17 protein-coding genes are annotated in these 15,950 nt (G+C 53.0%); 13 read left to right on the top strand and 4 right to left on the bottom strand.

Features of this window, described 5'->3' with window-relative positions:
• Window positions 1–118 precede the first annotated feature (118 nt).
• The 4 genes from V9K95_RS21090 to V9K95_RS21075 all read right to left on the bottom strand — a co-directional run bounded on the left by V9K95_RS21090 (window position 119) and on the right by V9K95_RS21075 (window position 3,415).
• Window positions 119–910 (bottom strand): inositol monophosphatase family protein, encoded by a 792-nt coding sequence (locus V9K95_RS21090; RefSeq protein WP_115054205.1) that lies wholly within the window; start codon window positions 908–910, stop codon window positions 119–121.
• 73 nt (window positions 911–983) lie between these two features.
• Entirely contained in the window at window positions 984–1,547 is a 564-nt protein-coding gene (efp, locus tag V9K95_RS21085; RefSeq protein WP_115054206.1) for an elongation factor P, read from the bottom strand.
• A gap of 115 nt (window positions 1,548–1,662) precedes the next feature.
• Entirely contained in the window at window positions 1,663–2,733 is a 1,071-nt protein-coding gene (locus V9K95_RS21080; RefSeq protein WP_115054274.1) for a tetratricopeptide repeat protein, read from the bottom strand.
• A 19-nt stretch (window positions 2,734–2,752) separates the two neighbouring features.
• On the bottom strand, window positions 2,753–3,415 hold the full coding sequence (locus tag V9K95_RS21075) for a thiamine phosphate synthase (RefSeq protein ID WP_115054207.1): 663 nt from the start codon (window positions 3,413–3,415) through the stop codon (window positions 2,753–2,755).
• 201 nt (window positions 3,416–3,616) lie between these two features.
• On the opposite strand from V9K95_RS21075, the gene V9K95_RS21070 reads away from it, so the two are divergent.
• From V9K95_RS21070 to pal, 13 genes are all read left to right on the top strand, one after another.
• Window positions 3,617–4,390: a TSUP family transporter gene (locus V9K95_RS21070; protein WP_115054208.1), complete on the top strand. Its 774-nt coding sequence runs from the start codon at window positions 3,617–3,619 to the stop codon at window positions 4,388–4,390.
• Window positions 4,391–4,524: 134 nt separating this feature from the next.
• Window positions 4,525–5,706 (top strand): OpgC family protein, encoded by a 1,182-nt coding sequence (locus V9K95_RS21065; RefSeq protein WP_336442069.1) that lies wholly within the window; start codon window positions 4,525–4,527, stop codon window positions 5,704–5,706.
• Window positions 5,707–5,877: 171 nt separating this feature from the next.
• A complete protein-coding gene (locus V9K95_RS21060; RefSeq protein WP_336442070.1) occupies window positions 5,878–7,527 on the top strand; it encodes an acyl-CoA synthetase in 1,650 nt (549 codons plus the stop codon).
• Between the two features lie 394 nt (window positions 7,528–7,921).
• A complete protein-coding gene (rcdA, locus tag V9K95_RS21055) occupies window positions 7,922–8,455 on the top strand; it encodes a protease adaptor protein RcdA (protein WP_370878838.1) in 534 nt (177 codons plus the stop codon).
• A gap of 74 nt (window positions 8,456–8,529) precedes the next feature.
• The gene (gene ruvC, locus V9K95_RS21050; RefSeq protein ID WP_115054211.1) at window positions 8,530–9,057 is read left to right on the top strand and encodes a crossover junction endodeoxyribonuclease RuvC; all 528 of its coding nucleotides are present in this window, start codon (window positions 8,530–8,532) and stop codon (window positions 9,055–9,057) included.
• Window positions 9,054–9,671, top strand: a complete 618-nt coding sequence (gene ruvA / locus V9K95_RS21045) for a Holliday junction branch migration protein RuvA (RefSeq protein ID WP_115054212.1) — start codon at window positions 9,054–9,056, stop codon at window positions 9,669–9,671. Before ruvC ends, ruvA begins: the two co-directional genes overlap by 4 nt.
• A gap of 39 nt (window positions 9,672–9,710) precedes the next feature.
• The gene (ruvB, locus tag V9K95_RS21040; protein ID WP_336442071.1) at window positions 9,711–10,751 is read left to right on the top strand and encodes a Holliday junction branch migration DNA helicase RuvB; all 1,041 of its coding nucleotides are present in this window, start codon (window positions 9,711–9,713) and stop codon (window positions 10,749–10,751) included.
• Window positions 10,751–11,188: a tol-pal system-associated acyl-CoA thioesterase gene (gene ybgC, locus V9K95_RS21035; RefSeq protein ID WP_115054214.1), complete on the top strand. Its 438-nt coding sequence runs from the start codon at window positions 10,751–10,753 to the stop codon at window positions 11,186–11,188. Before ruvB ends, ybgC begins: the two co-directional genes overlap by 1 nt.
• Before the next feature lie 238 nt (window positions 11,189–11,426).
• The gene (gene tolQ, locus V9K95_RS21030; protein ID WP_008128090.1) at window positions 11,427–12,134 is read left to right on the top strand and encodes a protein TolQ; all 708 of its coding nucleotides are present in this window, start codon (window positions 11,427–11,429) and stop codon (window positions 12,132–12,134) included.
• A gap of 39 nt (window positions 12,135–12,173) precedes the next feature.
• Window positions 12,174–12,623 carry a protein TolR gene (gene tolR / locus V9K95_RS21025; protein ID WP_115054215.1) on the top strand — a complete coding sequence of 150 codons (450 nt, stop codon included), beginning with the start codon at window positions 12,174–12,176 and terminating at the stop codon, window positions 12,621–12,623.
• A gap of 6 nt (window positions 12,624–12,629) precedes the next feature.
• Window positions 12,630–13,736, top strand: coding sequence for a hypothetical protein (locus V9K95_RS21020; RefSeq protein WP_336442072.1), 1,107 nt, complete (start codon window positions 12,630–12,632; stop codon window positions 13,734–13,736).
• Between the two features lie 44 nt (window positions 13,737–13,780).
• The gene (gene tolB, locus V9K95_RS21015; RefSeq protein ID WP_336442116.1) at window positions 13,781–15,088 is read left to right on the top strand and encodes a Tol-Pal system beta propeller repeat protein TolB; all 1,308 of its coding nucleotides are present in this window, start codon (window positions 13,781–13,783) and stop codon (window positions 15,086–15,088) included.
• A 231-nt stretch (window positions 15,089–15,319) separates the two neighbouring features.
• A complete protein-coding gene (gene pal / locus V9K95_RS21010; protein WP_115054218.1) occupies window positions 15,320–15,820 on the top strand; it encodes a peptidoglycan-associated lipoprotein Pal in 501 nt (166 codons plus the stop codon).
• Window positions 15,821–15,950: the final 130 nt, after the last annotated feature.

The following is a 15,950-nucleotide window of genomic DNA, read 5'->3' as shown; positions in this document are numbered from 1 at the left end:
AGCGCGTGCCAAATCGATTTCTGCGAACCCTAACCGAAAATGCGCTGCAATTGAAAGACGCAATAGGGCAACGATGGAACAATAAATTCCATTCGAGTGACGCAGGCGGTGGTTCGGATCAGATGGGCTTCTTGAGGGCTTTTACCAGTGCCTTCTGGACTGCTTCATTGCCAGCCACGATCGCTTTGCTCTCAACTACATCCTGACCGCCATTAAGGTCGGTCACATAGCCGCCAGCTTCCCGGATCATGATGATGCCTGCGCCGATATCCCAAGGGTTCAAGCCGTCCTCCCAGAAGCCGTCAAAACGTCCGGCGGCTACATAGGCGAGGTCAAGTGCAGCAGCGCCCATCCGGCGAACGCCCGAAACTTCACCCATGATGTTGCGCAATTGGAGCAGGTAGTTGCCGTGGTCGCCACGGCCAAGATGAGGAACACCTGTGCCGATGATGGAGTCCACAAGTTTTGTGCGTCCCGAAACGCGCAGCCGGCGATCATTGAGGAATGCTCCACCGCCACGTTCTGCGGTATAAAGCTCATCCATGGCTGGATTGAAGATCACGCCGGCAACGATCTGGCCCTGACGTTCAAGCGCGATTGAAACGGCGAACATCGGGATGCCATGCAGGAAATTTGTGGTGCCGTCCAATGGATCAACCAACCAGCGATGCTGTCCGTCAGTGCCTTCGACCGCGCCGGTTTCTTCCATCAGGAAACTATAATCGGGGCGGGCACGCTTCAGCTCGGCATAGATGATTTCTTCGGCTTTCCTATCGGCCTGACTAACATAATCGCCGGGGCCTTTAAGAGATACCTGCAAATTCTGAACTTCGCCAAAATCACGAGCGAGCGACCGGCCTGCCTTCATTGCAGCCTGAACCATCACATTGAGTATCGCTGAACGCGCCATTCGACTTATTTCTCCGTAGTATAGAATGAGTGCGGCAACACACTTTCAATGTGCTGCCGCTTGTGTCCGGGTCTTAGTCAGCCCGACGAACATATGTCAGTTCATTGGTGTCGACGATGATACGTTCACCGGACGAAATGAATGGCGGCACAAGAACGCGAATTCCGTTTTCGAGGACAGCAGGCTTATAAGAGGACGCAGCGGTCTGGCCCTTGACGACAGGATCAGCTTCCGTGATTTCAAGCGTGACATAATCTGGCAGGGAAATACCAATCGGGCGCTCATCATAAAGCTCGACGGTAACCATCATGCCATCCTGAAGGAAAGCGGCGCGGTCGCCAACGAAATCTTTCTGCAGTTCCAGTTGTTCGTAGCTGGCTGTGTCCATGAAGACCAGGGCATCGCCCTGTTCGTAAAGGAAGGAGAAGTCCTTCTGTTCAAGGCGAACTTTTTCAACTGTTTCAGCGGAACGGAAACGCTCGTTCAACTTTGTGCCATTGATCAGGTTCTTCAGCTCTACCTGATTATAGGCGCCGCCTTTGCCGGGTTTGACATGGTTTGTTCTGACCGCGACCCAAAGTCCGCCATCATGTTCAATCACATTGCCAGGACGGATTTCATTACCGTTGATTTTCATTTGTCTATCCGGATTGAAGTTGAGAGTTGGCGCCAACATGAAAAGCGGCGTCCAATAATGGCGCTCCAAGACCACAAATTCGCGCAATAGGCAAGCGAAAGCGCAAAAACAGCTACTAACGGAGCTTATTTGCCTCGGTAATTGCTGCTTTCATCTGATCGTCATCCAGCCCATCCATGAAAGAATTCAGATCAGGATCGTTCAGTCCGGCACGTCGTGCCACGATGTACCATGCTGCTGCCTTGATGCTGTCGCCTTCCACGCCCAAGCCATCGCGATATAGTTTTGCAAGCCGTGCCTGTGCGGCAACATTGCCTCCCACCGCAGCACGAAGCATCCAGCCGAAACCGGACTTATAGTCGCGTTTGCCGCCGCGCCCTTCCACAAGCCATGTTCCAAGGTCCATCTGGGCGGTATCATAACCCTTAATGGCAGCCTTTATCAGATATTGGCGCGCTTTAGGCTCATCGCGTTGAATCTTGACTGTACCATTGGCTAAAATCTGGCTGACGGCATACTCGCCATCAGCGAGGCCCTTTTCTGCGGCCTGCAGGAACCACGGATAGGCATTGTCCAGCCCGGTTTCGCCCGGATGCTCCTGCATGAGAATCTGTCCAAGATTGAACTGCGCTGCGGCATTGCCCGCATTGGCTGCCGCTTTCATTAGTTCCTTGGCTTTGACGGGATCTTTAGTTGCATATTTGCCTTCAAGCAGAATGCCTGCGTAGCGAAATTGCGCTTCCGGTTGGCCCTGCTCGGCCGCCTTGGCATACCATTTTGCCGATTCAGCAAGACTGGCGGGAACACCCAAGCCTCTGGCGAGAATATCTGCAACGAGTACCTGCGCTGTCGCATCGCCAGCTTCGGCACGCGGCATCGCCAGATTATAGGCGGTCTTGTAAAGCCCGCGTTGATAAGCGCCAAAAGCTTCGTCTTCGGCGCCTTTACCAAAACGGGTGGGATTAATTGGTTCGGTAACGGGAGCGCCCAAAGGTTTGGGCTTATCTTGCTTGGGAGTTGTATCGGGTGATTCAAGCTGTGCAGGTGCAGGGTCGGTTGGATTTTGAGCGGGGCTGGTGATGGATGGCGATGTGTCAGGCGTTTGCTGCGCAAAACCAGAGCCTGCCAGCACTGCCATCAAAGCTGCCGAAAAAAAACTTAAGAGAGCAACACGCTTCAATTCCATCAGTCCTGCTTCGCTTTCATCAGTTTCCGTCTTCAAATGCGGGTGCGTGCTCGTCAAGCAGGCGATTGGCCTCTTTAATCGCTGCGGCAGGGTCCGCACCGTCGAATATCGCGGCACCCAAAGCAATAAATTCGGCGCGCGTGGCAACTGCATCCGGGATGCTTTCCAGCGTATTCCCCGCCTGGATGATGCAGGGGATTTCCACCATCGACGCCCACCAATCAGCCAAATCAATATTTCGCGGATGCGCTTCCGGTTTATTGTCGGCACCAATTTTACCGAAAAGCACATAATCCGGAGCTGCCTCGCCAATTTCAAGCGCGGTGTGCCGGTTTTTGATGTTGCCTGTCCCAACGATCATCTTGGGCGAAAGCCGCGTAATAGTGTCGGCAAGCTCGGCAACGGGGCCTTCAAAATGCAACCCATCAGCTTTGACCCGGCCCGCAATCTGGGTGTTGCCAACAATAATGGCAGCCGCTCCCGATTCCTGAATCAGTGGAACCGCAGCCTCGGCCAAATTCTGGAATGTGGTTTCGTCCATTTCATAGGGAGGCAACAGCACCGAAGCCACGTCACCGCCACTCAGCGCCGCGCCGAGTTTTGCTACAAGCTCGTTGACACTGGCTGCATTGGGCGCAACCAGAACAATACGGCAACGCTTTAGATTCGGTTCGCTGTTCATCTGTTACCCCGACTATCGTTCTTCTTTAACTGTTAAATCATGATCGAATTCGGGCATAAAGGATGGTGTGTGCTTTGAACAGACCCTGCGCGGTTTCTGAAAACGGCAAGTTGATTTTTTTCGGTGATTTTCCGGAGAAAGCATTTCTCAATATCTGCGATCAGGATTAAGACAAATCTCCTCTCTACGGGTCTTCCTGCCATGTCCGATCTTTTATTGAACCCTTGGTTCTATGCCGCTGCCGTGCCTGCGACTATTCTCATAGGATTGTCAAAAGGCGGTCTTGGTGGCGCTATGGGGCAAGTGGGCGTGCCGCTCATGGCTTTGGTCATGCCGCCGGTTCAGGCCGCAGCAATCATGTTGCCCATACTGATCGTCATGGATGTTGCCAGCCTCTGGTCATGGCGCGGCCACAGCGATGCTAAAACGCTCAAGCTGATGCTGCCAGGCGGCTTGCTTGGCATTGGAATCGGCTGGCTGACGGCCTCTGTCGTAACTGACGACATGGTTAAACTTATCGTCGGCCTGGTCGCGATCATCTTTTTTGCGCGATATGTTTTTGCCAGCGCTGAACGGCGAGCCAAGGCGCAGCCTCACAATACGATAGCAGCGACTTTCTGGTCAGCCATAGCCGGGTTCACAAGTTTTGTCGCTCATGCCGGGGGGCCGCCCTATCAGGTTTACGCTCTCCCTCTGCGTCAGGATCCCAAGGTTTATAATGGTACCAGCGTGATTTTCTTCGCTGTCGTGAATGCGGTGAAAGTCATACCATATTTCGCGCTTGGGCAATTTGATGCGACGAATCTTGAAGCATCGGCGGTTCTCATGCCGCTCGCGCCACTGGCGACTTTTGCGGGAGCATGGATCGTCAAACGCATGCGGCCGGAGGTGTTTTACCCCTTCATGTACGGGATGATTTTGCTGATGGGGCTCAAGTTAACATACGACGGAATTGCCTCGTTGTTATATTCGTGAACCAAAGTTGATCGGCGCTGCCGCAACTTTTGCCTTACCTAGGCATTATCAAATCGCAACTGCCCAAATGAGTCGTTCCCAACGAGGCCGGGAACGCAATGCTTGCATAGTATTGATAGGAAATGGTGAATTTCATGACACAGTCCCTGACAAAACAGCGGGATACCCGCATTGACGTCTTTCGGGCTTTGGCGCTGCTGACCATTTTCGTCAATCACATTCCGGGCACTATTTTCGAACATTTGACGCATAAGAATCTGGGATTCTCCGATTCCGCAGAGGCGTTTGTTCTGATTTCAGGTATCGCGGTTGGTTTGGCTTATGGCTCCAAATTCGAGCCGGGTAATCGCATGCTTATGACATTGAAGGCTTGGCGGCGCGCGGCCACGCTCTACAGCACACATATTCTGACGACGATAGCGACGCTCACCGTTTTCTGTGCCGCAGGTCTTTATTTGAAGCGTCCTGAATTCATGTCCTTTATCAATATCGGACCGCTGATGGATCAGCCGGCAAAGGCGCTGATCGGGCTGGCAACGATGGGCCATCAGCTAGGCTATAATAATATTCTTTCCATGTATGGCGTGCTGCTTTTGATGCTGCCATTGTTCTTGGCAATTGGCAGCGTCAGTCTGAGCGCCATGATTGGTGTTTCGGGCGTGCTGTGGCTGGTTTCAGGTATCTATCAGATCGCACCACCAAACTATCCGACGGATGGCGTGTGGTTCCTCAATCCGCTGTCGTGGCAATTCCTGTTCGTCATTGGTATTGCGGGTGTCATGCATGTTCGTCGTGGCGGCACCATTGCCTTCAACAAATATCTGTTTGGTCTGTCGATCGCTTATATTCTGATCGCGCTGGTTTGGGTGCGCTGGCCGCTTTGGGGCGTAGATACGTCGCTTGGACTGCCCATGGTTCTGACAGGCTTTGACAAGACATTCTTGTCTCTGACCCGCTTGGCTCATGTTCTGGCGCTTGCTTATGTGATCGTCTCGGTGCCTGCGCTTTCCAATCTTGCACGCACCTCGCAGGATCATCCACTAGCGATCCTGGGTAAACATTCACTGCCAGTGTTTGTGGCAGGGACGATCCTTGCCATGGTTGCCCAGGTCGTCAAGGTCATGAACCCAGGTGGGCTGCTGGATGACACATTGCTGGTCGCCAGTGGTATCATGGCCCAATTTGCCCTTGCCTATTATCTGGAATGGTTGCCCCGCATTGGTTGGGGCGGGCGTCCGGTTCAAAAACCGAGTCCGGCAAAACCTGCGCTGGTCGGAAAAACCATGGCCGTGACCACTTTGAAGGCTGCGACATAAGCAGCCAAGCCCAATCAGATCGCGCTCGTAATTTTGTTGTTGCGAGCGTGACCACTAGAGCCTTTCCTGCTTAAATAGAAACGGAACTGCTTCTATTTAAGCAGGAAAGGCTCTAGCCCCCGCCGACAAAGCTAAGTTAAGATGGCTTCATCGTTGTGGGAGGCGACCTGTATGGGCAATATTTTCGAGCAGGATCTGGATCGCAACCTGGCAAACCATCAGCCGTTGACGCCGCTTTCCTACCTGGAACGTGCGGCGCGTGTTTATCCTGGCAGAACTGCCATAATTCATGGCTCGCAAAAGACTGATTACGGCACTTTTTATCGACGGACGCGCCAACTTGCTTCCGCCTTAGCCCAAAAGGGCATCGGTAAAGGTGACACCATTACGGTGATGCTCTCCAACACGCCGCCTATGCTTGAAGCACATTTTGGCGTGCCCATGACAAAAGCCGTATTGCACTCACTGAACACGCGGCTGGATCCGGCTATTATTGCTTTTCAACTCGACCATGCGGAAACGAAGATCGCGATTGTCGATACCGAGTTTTCAAAGGTATTCAACGAAGCGCTCAAGCTGGCGAAGGTTAAGCCGATTGTCATTGATTTCGTGGATACGGAATACGCCGAGGATGCGCCTCATGCACAGGGACCCAGGATTGGCGAACTGGACTATGAGGCTTTCGTTCAAAGCGGCGATCCGGACTATCTCTGGTCGATGCCTGATGATGAGTGGGATGCAATAACGCTCAATTATACATCCGGCACCACGGGCAATCCCAAGGGTGTGGTATATCATCATCGCGGCGCAGCCTTGATGGGTTATGGCAATATTGTTGCCTCAGGGCTCGGGCGTTATCCCGTTTATCTCTGGACGTTGCCAATGTTTCATTGCAACGGCTGGTGCTTCCCCTGGACGTTGGCGTTGCAGTTCGGGACCCATGTCTGTCTTCGCTGGGTCAGGGCAAAACCGATTTACGATGCGATTGCCGATTATGGCGTCACGCATCTTTGTGGCGCACCCATTGTCATGTCGACCTTAATCAATGCCGCCGAGAGCGATAAAAGGACATTCCCCCAGACGGTTTCGTTTAACACCGCGGCAGCTTCGCCGCCTGAATCCATACTGGCCGGTATGGCAGAGGCAGGGTTTGAAGTGACGCATCTTTATGGGCTTACGGAGACCTATGGTCCTGCGGTGGTGAATGAGTGGCAGGATGAATGGAACCTGCTTTCTCCGTCGTCACAGGCTGTCAAGAAATCCCGGCAAGGGGTCCGTTATACAGCGCTGGAGAACCTTGCAGTGCTCGATCCGGAAACCATGGAGCCAATGCCGGCAGATGGCGAAACTATTGGCGAGGTCATGTTTCGCGGCAATATCGTTATGAAAGGTTATTTGAAAAATCGCCAAGCAAGCGATGAAGCCTTTGCGGGCGGATGGTTTCATTCGGGCGATTTGGGCGTGACCTATCCGGATGGGTATATTCAACTTAAGGATCGTTCCAAGGACATCATTATCTCGGGCGGAGAGAATATTTCCTCCATAGAAGTAGAAGACGCGCTCTATAAATTTCCGGGTGTGGGTGCCTGTGCCGTAGTGGCCCGACTTGATGAAAAGTGGGGCGAAACACCCTTGGCTTTTGTCGAAATGAAACAGGGATATACAGCGACTGCTGAGCAGTTGATGGCTCATTGTAAAGGGTTGCTGGCGGGCTATAAATGTCCCAGGCATGTGGTGTTTGAGGAAATACCCAAGACATCAACCGGCAAAATCCAAAAGTTTGAATTGCGCAAAAGGGCACGTGAAATAGGTGATCTGTAACCAGCAGGAACGAATGCAGCTTTTTAGGCAAATTTTCTCGACTTGTTCAGGTTAACCACTCGTTAAGCATTACAATCTATAAATAAGTCATCCAGTTTTCTGGATTCTTACCAAGTGGTTTGGCCACTTTGTTTGACGCCTCCCTGTTAGACTCCTGAGAGCCGCCTCGTTTTTGCGGCTCTTTTTTTATGTTTATATCCTCTGTCCATTCGCTGATCGCCCTGCCGTTAACCCTTTATTAAGGATAAACTTGCGTCACTGTGCACATACGGGCAGGTTGCGGGGATTACTGCCCGCCGACCGTTGTGCTGTTCCGGCTCCTCCTTCAGTAAGGGGCTACTGCTTTGACGAAAATAGCGGATTGCGGCAGCGCATATTTTAGATGACAGGGCATATGATGGGTGAACAGGAATTCAAGGCAGACAACACGATCCGGCTTGCAGATCGTATGGTTCGCTCCGAAAGTTTCAATCACATCTACGATGAAGGAATGAACCTTGTTGAGGAGGCGGCGGCCTATCTTGACGGCGAGGGTCGCGAGGCCGCGCGTCGGCTTTCACGGACCGCAGCCACGCTTTACGCTGCCGAATCGATGCGCTTGACGACACGCTTGATGCAGGTCGCTTCGTGGCTTTTGCTGCAAAGGGCGTCGCGCAGTGGCGAGATGACGCTTGAACAAGTCATGTCAGAAAAAGCCAAGGTTCGGCTTGATACGGATTCGGCACCTGAAACAGTGGAGGGCTGGGATGAGATTCCGCTTTCCTACTGCGATATTGTTCATCGTTCATTGAGGCTGCAAGCGCGCGTTCGCCAGATGGATGATGAAATCTACAATGACGGAGCGGGCATTGAGCATGATCGCTTCATGTCGACGAATCCCGTGTCGGATCAGATCAGCCTTTTGGCAACTGCTTTCGGGCATCGATAATTTTTCCAACGTTTGTTTCGCTTTTGTTCACCTTTGTGCTGTCATGTTAAATGACACGCAGATAAGGTTTGGCAATGAAAGAAGCGATTCGCATCATCGGTATTGATCCCGGCCTCCGCCGCACAGGCTGGGGCATCATTGAAACGCTGGGTAATTCGCTGCGTTTCGTTGCTTCCGGGACGATTTTGTCCGATGCGAAACTTGATCTCGCCTCCCGGCTTTGCCAGTTGCATGATGGGCTTGCCGGTGTCATCCACGATCAGAAACCGCACGAGTCGGCTGTCGAGCACACTTTCGTCAACAAGGACGCGACTGCTACGCTGAAACTGGGGCAGGCACGAGGGATTGCTCTTCTCGTTCCCGCGCTTGCAGGACTGAAGGTTGCGGAATACGCTCCCAACGCTGTCAAGAAAGCCGTCATCGGTGTCGGCCATGGCGAGAAGAAGCAAATTCATATGATGGTCAAGGTTTTGATGCCGAAGGCAATGTTCGATACGGATGATGCGGCCGATGCTATAGCCGTCGCCATTTGCCATGCACATCACCGACAGAGCGCAATCGGCCGTCTTTTGATCGAACAAAAATTGGCGGCAATGGCATGATTGGTAAACTCAAGGGTACTGTAGACGAAATTGGCGAAGATCACGTGATCGTCGACGTGCACGGTGTTGGTTATGTTGTATTTTGCTCAATGCGCACTTTGTCCAATCTCCCGGCGGCTGGTGAAGCGGTTGTGCTCCTGATTGAAACCTATGTGCGTGAAGACCTTATCCGCTTGTTCGGCTTTGGAACCGCTCTCGAGCGCGAGTGGTTTCGGCTCTTGCAGAGCGTTCAGGGAATTGGTGCCAAGGTTGCTTTGAGTGTACTCGGCACTCTGACGCCATCTGATCTTGCCAACGCGATCGCGCTGCGTGACATCGCGATGGTTTCAAGAGCCCCCGGCGTCGGCAAGCGTGTTGCCGAGCGAATCGTGACGGAGCTGAAGAACAAAGCTCCCGCCTTTGCGGGTGAAGCAATGGGAACCATCGGGCTCAAACAGGAACTGGGTGAGGGCGTCGCCCCTGCGCCAGTTACAGATGCTGTTTCAGCGCTGACCAATCTTGGCTATTCACGCGACCAGGCTGCCAATGCCATTGCCGCCGCGTTAAAAAATGCCGGCGAGGATGCGGATTCGGCGAAATTGATACGGTTGGGGCTGAAAGAGCTGTCACGGTGATGCATTGTCTGAACGTGCAGTCTATGCGAGGACAGGCGCATGAGTGATGCAAGCCGTCTGATAACACCGGAAAAGCGCGGGGAAGATCTTGATACTTCGCTGCGCCCGCAAACCCTTGCCGACTTTGTGGGTCAGGCAGCGGCGCGCGCCAATTTGAAAGTATTCATCGAAGCTGCCAAGTCGCGCGGTGAAGCGCTGGATCATGTGCTCTTTGTTGGCCCTCCCGGTCTCGGCAAAACAACATTGGCGCAGATCATGGCCAAAGAACTTGGCGTCAATTTCCGCTCGACCTCCGGACCAGTGATCGCCAAGGCAGGCGATCTTGCCGCGCTCCTGACCAATCTGGAAGAAAATGACGTTCTTTTCATTGATGAAATCCATCGGTTGAATCCTGCCGTCGAGGAAATCCTCTATCCTGCTATGGAAGATTATCAGCTCGATCTGATTATTGGCGAGGGACCAGCGGCCCGATCCGTGAAGATTGATCTTGCAAAATTTACACTTGTTGCCGCGACCACCCGGCTTGGCTTGCTGACAACGCCTTTGCGTGATCGTTTTGGGATTCCCGTCCGGCTGAATTTCTATACCGTTGAGGAGCTGGAGCACATTGTGCGTCGCGGTGCGCGTATCATGGGAATCGGCATGACGGATGATGGCGCACTGGAAGTTGCCCGGCGTTCACGCGGGACACCGCGCATTGCCGGACGCTTGCTTCGCCGGGTGAGGGACTTCGCCATTGTCGATGGTAAAGACAAGATCGACCGTGAAACTGCCGACTCGGCGCTATTAAGGCTGGAAGTCGACAGGCTTGGCCTTGACCAGCTGGACCGACGCTATCTGGCGATGATTGCCCATAATTTTGGTGGCGGGCCGGTGGGAATTGAAACAATAGCCGCTGGGCTTTCAGAGCCGCGTGACGCTATTGAAGATATCATTGAGCCCTACATGATCCAACAGGGCTTTCTCCAACGCACGCCGCGCGGACGGGTATTGACCGTGAATGCCTGGAAACATCTGGGATTGACCGCGCCTGTCGACATTGTTCAGCAGCAGATCGCGCTTTTTCAGGATGACGACTGATGAGCGGGTTGGCTGGCGCGCTGACAGATGAGGGGCACAGGCTTGAGGCCCGGGTCTATTATGCCGATACGGATTTCTCAGGTGTCGTCTATCACGCGCGTTATCTGGAGTTTCTGGAACGCGGTCGCACGGATTATCTGCGCTTGCTGGGGGTACACCATACGGAACTTGCCGAAGGAAAACTCGGTGAAAATCTCGTCTGGATCGTTCGCCGGATGGAAATCGATTTCAGATCGCCCGCCCGCATCGACGATGTATTAACGGTTGAAACTCACACTGCCGCCATATCGGGAGCGCGGGTGGAAATGCATCAGGCTATAAAACGCAACGGTGATTTGCTCATCTCGGCTGTTGTCGAGGCAGCGATGGTCAATAATGCAGGTCGTCCGCGAAGATTTCCGGCAGAGTGGGTCAAGCTTTTCAATCCGCGGACATAAGATATTGCCATTTATATTGATCAGTCCCATGAATCATAACTGATCCTTAACCATAACAAATCATGAATAAGGCTATGAAACGGGGCGTTTGGCGTTAACGCCTTCGTTTTACCAAAATTAACGTAAAGAAGCCGCGTTAAGGTTACTGGAAATAAATCCGGTTTTTAAACGTGGCTCATCTGGATTGAAACGATTGTGCCCCGGTCAACAAGCCGGGTTTTCGGATTCGAGGATAAATATGGAAGATCTAACAGCCGTTGCCGTTCATACAGATGTTTCCCTCTGGGGATTGTTCTGGCAGGCAGGTTTTATCGTCAAGCTCGTGATGGTGGGATTGCTGGGTGCATCAATCTGGACCTGGGGTATCATTCTCGACAAGAGTCTCGGCTTTGGGCGGGCCAAACGTGCATTTGACCGCTTCGAGCAGGTTTTCTGGTCCGGCCAATCGCTTGAGGAACTCTATCGCAATCTTGGCGATAAGCGCACAACGGGAATGGGCGCTATTTTCATCGCTGCGATGCGCGAATGGAAGAAGTCGTTCGAAAAGGGCGCCCGCTCACCCATTGCTTTGCAGATGCGTATCGACAAGGCGATGGATGTGGCACTTGCCCGCGAAAGCGATTATCTCGCTGCCCGCCTGACTTCGCTCGCTACCATCGGTTCTGCCGGTCCATTCATTGGTCTGTTCGGAACTGTGATCGGTATCATGACATCGTTCATGGGTATTGCGGGCTCAAAGTCGACAAGTTTGGCGGTCGTCGCACCGGGTATTGCTGAGGCGCTTTTGGCGACGGCAATTGGTCTTGTCGCCGCTATTCCTGCGGTTATTGCCTACAATAAGCTTTCAAGTGATGCCGGTAAATTGACCGCCCGCATGGAAGGCTTCGCCGATGAGTTTTCCGCCATACTATCGCGGCAAATCGATGAGAAACTGCCGCGTACATAAGCCTGCGCAACAGATACAGCAATTGCGAGAATTGATGCCATGGGCATGTCTATAGGAAATAATGGTTCTGGTGGTAGTCGCCGCCGTCGCGGTCGGCACAGCAAGGGCGTGATGAGCGAGATCAACGTGACACCGCTGGTCGACGTCATGCTCGTGCTGTTGATCATCTTCATGGTAACCGCACCGATGATGACCGTTGGTGTGCCGATCGATATGCCGGAAACATCGGCGCAGACGCTGAATAGCGAAGCGGATCCGATCTATGTAACGATCAACCAGCAAGGTCAGATCTATCTCCAGGAAACAGAAATTCCTCTTGAAGAAATCGTGCCCAAACTGCAGGCAATCGCCAAGACAGGCTATAAAGAACGCATTTTCGTCAAGGGCGACAAGGCTGCTGACTACGGTACGATCATGAAGGTTATGGCACAGATATCGGGTTCGGGTTTCAAGAACATCGGTCTCGTAAGTCTGCCGGAAGGTAACTAATCCATTATGCGGGGCAGCATCACATCTTCAGCAATAATCCACGCCGCTTTGCTCGGCTGGGGTCTATTGTCGTTTTCTGCGCCAACCCCGATGGATATGGCTAACTCGGAATCCATGCCCATTGACATTGTGTCCGATGTTACTGAGTTGCAGCAGGGGGACAAAAAGGCCGAAAAGAACGAGAAACCGGCACCAAAGCCGACACAAAAGCCGCAAACGATTCCCGACGCACAAAATCTCGGTGACAGCGAGGTTGATTCAGACACTAAGCCAACGCCTGAAACCAAACCAAAGCTAGTTGAAGCTGCAGAGGCACCAAAGCCTTCGGAAACACCGGTAGACAAGCCGGAGCCTCAGCCTGAACCGAAACCGGAAGTAAAGCCTGAGCCGAAGCCAACACCTGTACCCGCTACAGAAGTGAAGCCAGAGCCGGAGCCCAAGCAGGAGGTCAAGCCTGACCCTGTTGCCGAAGCGATCAACGACATAAAGCCTGAGCCAGCACCCGCTGAAACGCCAAAGGCTGAACCTGCTCCGCAAGCCGAAAAGCCTGCCGAAGAAGAGTTCAAATTGCCGGAAAAGGTTGCAACGCCACAGGCGAAGCCCACGCCTCCTGCGCAGACTGCCAAGACGCCTGATCGCAAGGAACCGGTCGAAAAACCTAAGCAGACACAGACTGCCTCGACGCCATCCAAAGATAAGGGCATTGCTGATGAGGTTGCAGCATTGCTGAATGCTCAGAAAGCATCTGGTGGTGGGGCAAAACGCTCAACGGATCAAGCTTCGCTTGGCTCAAGCAGTCCGAGTACGGGCGCCAAGCTGAGCGTTAGTGAAATGGAGGCGTTGAAAGGGGCTATTCAAAAATGCTGGAATATCCCAGCTGGTGCGGAAGATGCTGAAGGTTTACGAGTCACGGTCAAGATGAAGTTGACACAGTCAGGGGAGGTTGAAGGCACCCCTGAAGTAAGTGGTTCTGGAAATTCGACCGTTCAACGCGCTGCGATCGAAAGTGCTCGCCGTGCCGTTTTGCGCTGTGCTCCGTATTCCTTGCCGCAAGATAAATACGACACCTGGTCAGAAGTAACCGTGAATTTCGATCCACGCGATATGTTCTGACGCCAATTGGCCAGCCAGATGAGGGCCCCTAAGTTATGATGAAAATGTTCCGTGTTATCCTCCCCGCTTTTGTTGCGTTTTTCGCACTGGCAACGACAGTCATGCTGCCAGCGCGTGCAGAAGTTGTAATTGATATTACCAAAGGCACTGTTGAGCCATTGCCCATTGCTATCACCGACTTCTTGTCTGGCGATCAGCTTGGCGCTCAAATCTCTGGTGTTATCGCTGCCGACCTTGAACGCTCAGGATTGTTTGCCCCGGTCGACAAGGGAGCTTTCATTGAGAAGATATCCAATCCAGATGCTGCGCCCCGTTTTGAAGACTGGAAGGTTATCAATGCGCAAGCACTGGTCACCGGCCGCGTGACCAAGCAAGGTGATGGCAGGCTGAAGGCAGAGTTCCGGCTTTGGGATACATTTGCTGGCCAACAGCTTGAAGGTCAGCAGTTTTTTACCTCCCCTGACAGCTGGCGCCGTGTTGCCCATATTATTGCTGACGCAATCTATGAGCGGTTGACAGGTGAAAAGGGCTATTTTGATACGCGCATCGTGTTCGTTGATGAATCCGGCACCAAGGAAAAACGCATCAAGCGTCTTGGAATCATGGATCAGGATGGCGCGAATGTGCGCTACCTGACCAATGGCAAGGACCTCGTTCTGACACCGCGCTTCTCACCGAGCCGTCAGGAAATCACTTATATGTCCTATGAAGGTGGCAAGCCGCAGATTTACCTGTTGCAGCTTGAGACCGGCCAGCGCGAACTTGTCGGAAATTTCCCCGGCATGACGATTGCGCCGCGCTTCTCGCCAGATGGGCAAAAGGTTGTGATGAGTCTTCTGCAGGAAGACGGCAGTGCCAATGTTTATGCGATGGATCTGCGCAGCCGCACGACGACACGTCTGACGAGTACTTCTGCAATCGATACCGGCGCATCCTACTCGCCAGATGGAACGCAGGTCGTGTTCGAGTCTGATCGCGGCGGACGCCCGCAGATTTATAAGATGGGCGCCGATGGCTCCAATCCGCAGCGTATCTCATTTGGCGACGGTTCTTATTCAACCCCGGTCTGGTCTCCTCGCGGTGATCTTATTTCCTTCACCAAACAATCCGGCGGACAATTTTCCATCGGTGTGATGAAAACCGATGGTTCCGGCGAGCGTATTCTGACAAGCGGTTATCATGATGAAGGTCCTACATGGGCGCCAAACGGTCGCGTGCTGATGTTCTTCCGCATGCCTCCCGGCTCAAACAGCCCGCATCTCATGACCGTCGATCTGACAGGACGCAACTTGCGGCAAATCCAGACTCCAAATCTGGCTTCTGACCCGGCTTGGTCGCCATTGCTGGAATAAAGGCACCTGTTTTGATGAATTAAGGCGATTCCCGGCGTTGTTTTCCAACATCGCCGGGAATGTCGTTTTTCCGCCGCATTCCTTGCATTAAGGATGCGGCACAACCATTAAGTTTCGCCGTTAATCCTGATGTTAAGAGTGGATTAACCCTGTTTCTTGAATTGGTCTTAACCTCAATATGGTTACTGCTTGTTCACCGAAACAAATCCAATTCTCAAGGAGTTCAGGCTCATGCGCCGCTTCGAAATGATCGCTCGCAGTCCAGTTTTCGTCGCCCTCTTCCTGTCGCTCGCTATCGCGGGTTGCGCAAAGAAGCCAGTCAACAGTGCCGGCGACCTCGGCCTGGGTGCCGGCGCTGCAACGCCCGGTTCGACGCAGGACTTCACAGTTAACGTTGGCGACCGTATTTTCTTTGACGTTGACTCGTCAGTTATCCGTGCTGATGCTCAGCAGACCCTGTCAAAGCAGGCGCAATGGCTGCAGCGTTATCCTAACTATGCAATCACTGTTGAAGGTCACGCCGACGAGCGCGGCACTCGCGAATACAATCTGGCCCTTGGCCAGCGCCGTGCAGCCGCTACCCGCAACTTCCTGGCGGCGCGCGGAGTTCCAGCCCAGCGCATCAAGACACTGTCCTACGGTAATGAACGCCCTGTCGCGGTTTGCGATTCGGAATCCTGCTGGTCGCAGAACCGTCGTGCAATCACCGTTCTCGGTGGCGCTGGCAGCTAAGCCTACTGTTAAATGTTGATAAAAAGCGGCTTTAGGGCCGCTTTTTGTATTTTATAACATGTTGAAACAAAATTTGGCCGAAGTCGCCTTGCTCATGATAGATAGGGCTGCTGCAAAAGGTTGCAGTGTT

The organism is Phyllobacterium sp. CCNWLW183, from assembly GCF_037203775.1.
GTDB lineage: Bacteria > Pseudomonadota > Alphaproteobacteria > Rhizobiales > Rhizobiaceae > Phyllobacterium > Phyllobacterium ifriqiyense.
Note: the sequence above shows the minus strand (reverse complement) of the source record. Positions and strands in the feature narration are given on the sequence as shown.

Excerpts from the sequence above, each read along its gene's own strand:
- V9K95_RS21090 (WP_115054205.1), bottom strand. The coding sequence starts at position 910 with ATGGCGCGTTCAGCGATACTCAATGTGATGGTTCAGGCTGCAATGAAG.
- V9K95_RS21060 (WP_336442070.1), top strand. The coding sequence starts at position 5,878 with ATGGGCAATATTTTCGAGCAGGATCTGGATCGCAACCTGGCAAACCAT.
- V9K95_RS21070 (WP_115054208.1), top strand. The coding sequence starts at position 3,617 with ATGTCCGATCTTTTATTGAACCCTTGGTTCTATGCCGCTGCCGTGCCT.
- V9K95_RS21020 (WP_336442072.1), top strand. The coding sequence starts at position 12,630 with ATGCGGGGCAGCATCACATCTTCAGCAATAATCCACGCCGCTTTGCTC.
- rcdA (WP_370878838.1), top strand. The coding sequence starts at position 7,922 with ATGATGGGTGAACAGGAATTCAAGGCAGACAACACGATCCGGCTTGCA.
- pal (WP_115054218.1), top strand. The coding sequence starts at position 15,320 with ATGCGCCGCTTCGAAATGATCGCTCGCAGTCCAGTTTTCGTCGCCCTC.
- V9K95_RS21080 (WP_115054274.1), bottom strand. The coding sequence starts at position 2,733 with ATGGAATTGAAGCGTGTTGCTCTCTTAAGTTTTTTTTCGGCAGCTTTG.
- efp (WP_115054206.1), bottom strand. The coding sequence starts at position 1,547 with ATGAAAATCAACGGTAATGAAATCCGTCCTGGCAATGTGATTGAACAT.
- ruvC (WP_115054211.1), top strand. The coding sequence starts at position 8,530 with ATGAAAGAAGCGATTCGCATCATCGGTATTGATCCCGGCCTCCGCCGC.
- tolB (WP_336442116.1), top strand. The coding sequence starts at position 13,781 with ATGTTCCGTGTTATCCTCCCCGCTTTTGTTGCGTTTTTCGCACTGGCA.
- ybgC (WP_115054214.1), top strand. The coding sequence starts at position 10,751 with ATGAGCGGGTTGGCTGGCGCGCTGACAGATGAGGGGCACAGGCTTGAG.
- V9K95_RS21075 (WP_115054207.1), bottom strand. The coding sequence starts at position 3,415 with ATGAACAGCGAACCGAATCTAAAGCGTTGCCGTATTGTTCTGGTTGCG.
- V9K95_RS21065 (WP_336442069.1), top strand. The coding sequence starts at position 4,525 with ATGACACAGTCCCTGACAAAACAGCGGGATACCCGCATTGACGTCTTT.
- ruvB (WP_336442071.1), top strand. The coding sequence starts at position 9,711 with ATGAGTGATGCAAGCCGTCTGATAACACCGGAAAAGCGCGGGGAAGAT.
- tolR (WP_115054215.1), top strand. The coding sequence starts at position 12,174 with ATGGGCATGTCTATAGGAAATAATGGTTCTGGTGGTAGTCGCCGCCGT.
- ruvA (WP_115054212.1), top strand. The coding sequence starts at position 9,054 with ATGATTGGTAAACTCAAGGGTACTGTAGACGAAATTGGCGAAGATCAC.
- tolQ (WP_008128090.1), top strand. The coding sequence starts at position 11,427 with ATGGAAGATCTAACAGCCGTTGCCGTTCATACAGATGTTTCCCTCTGG.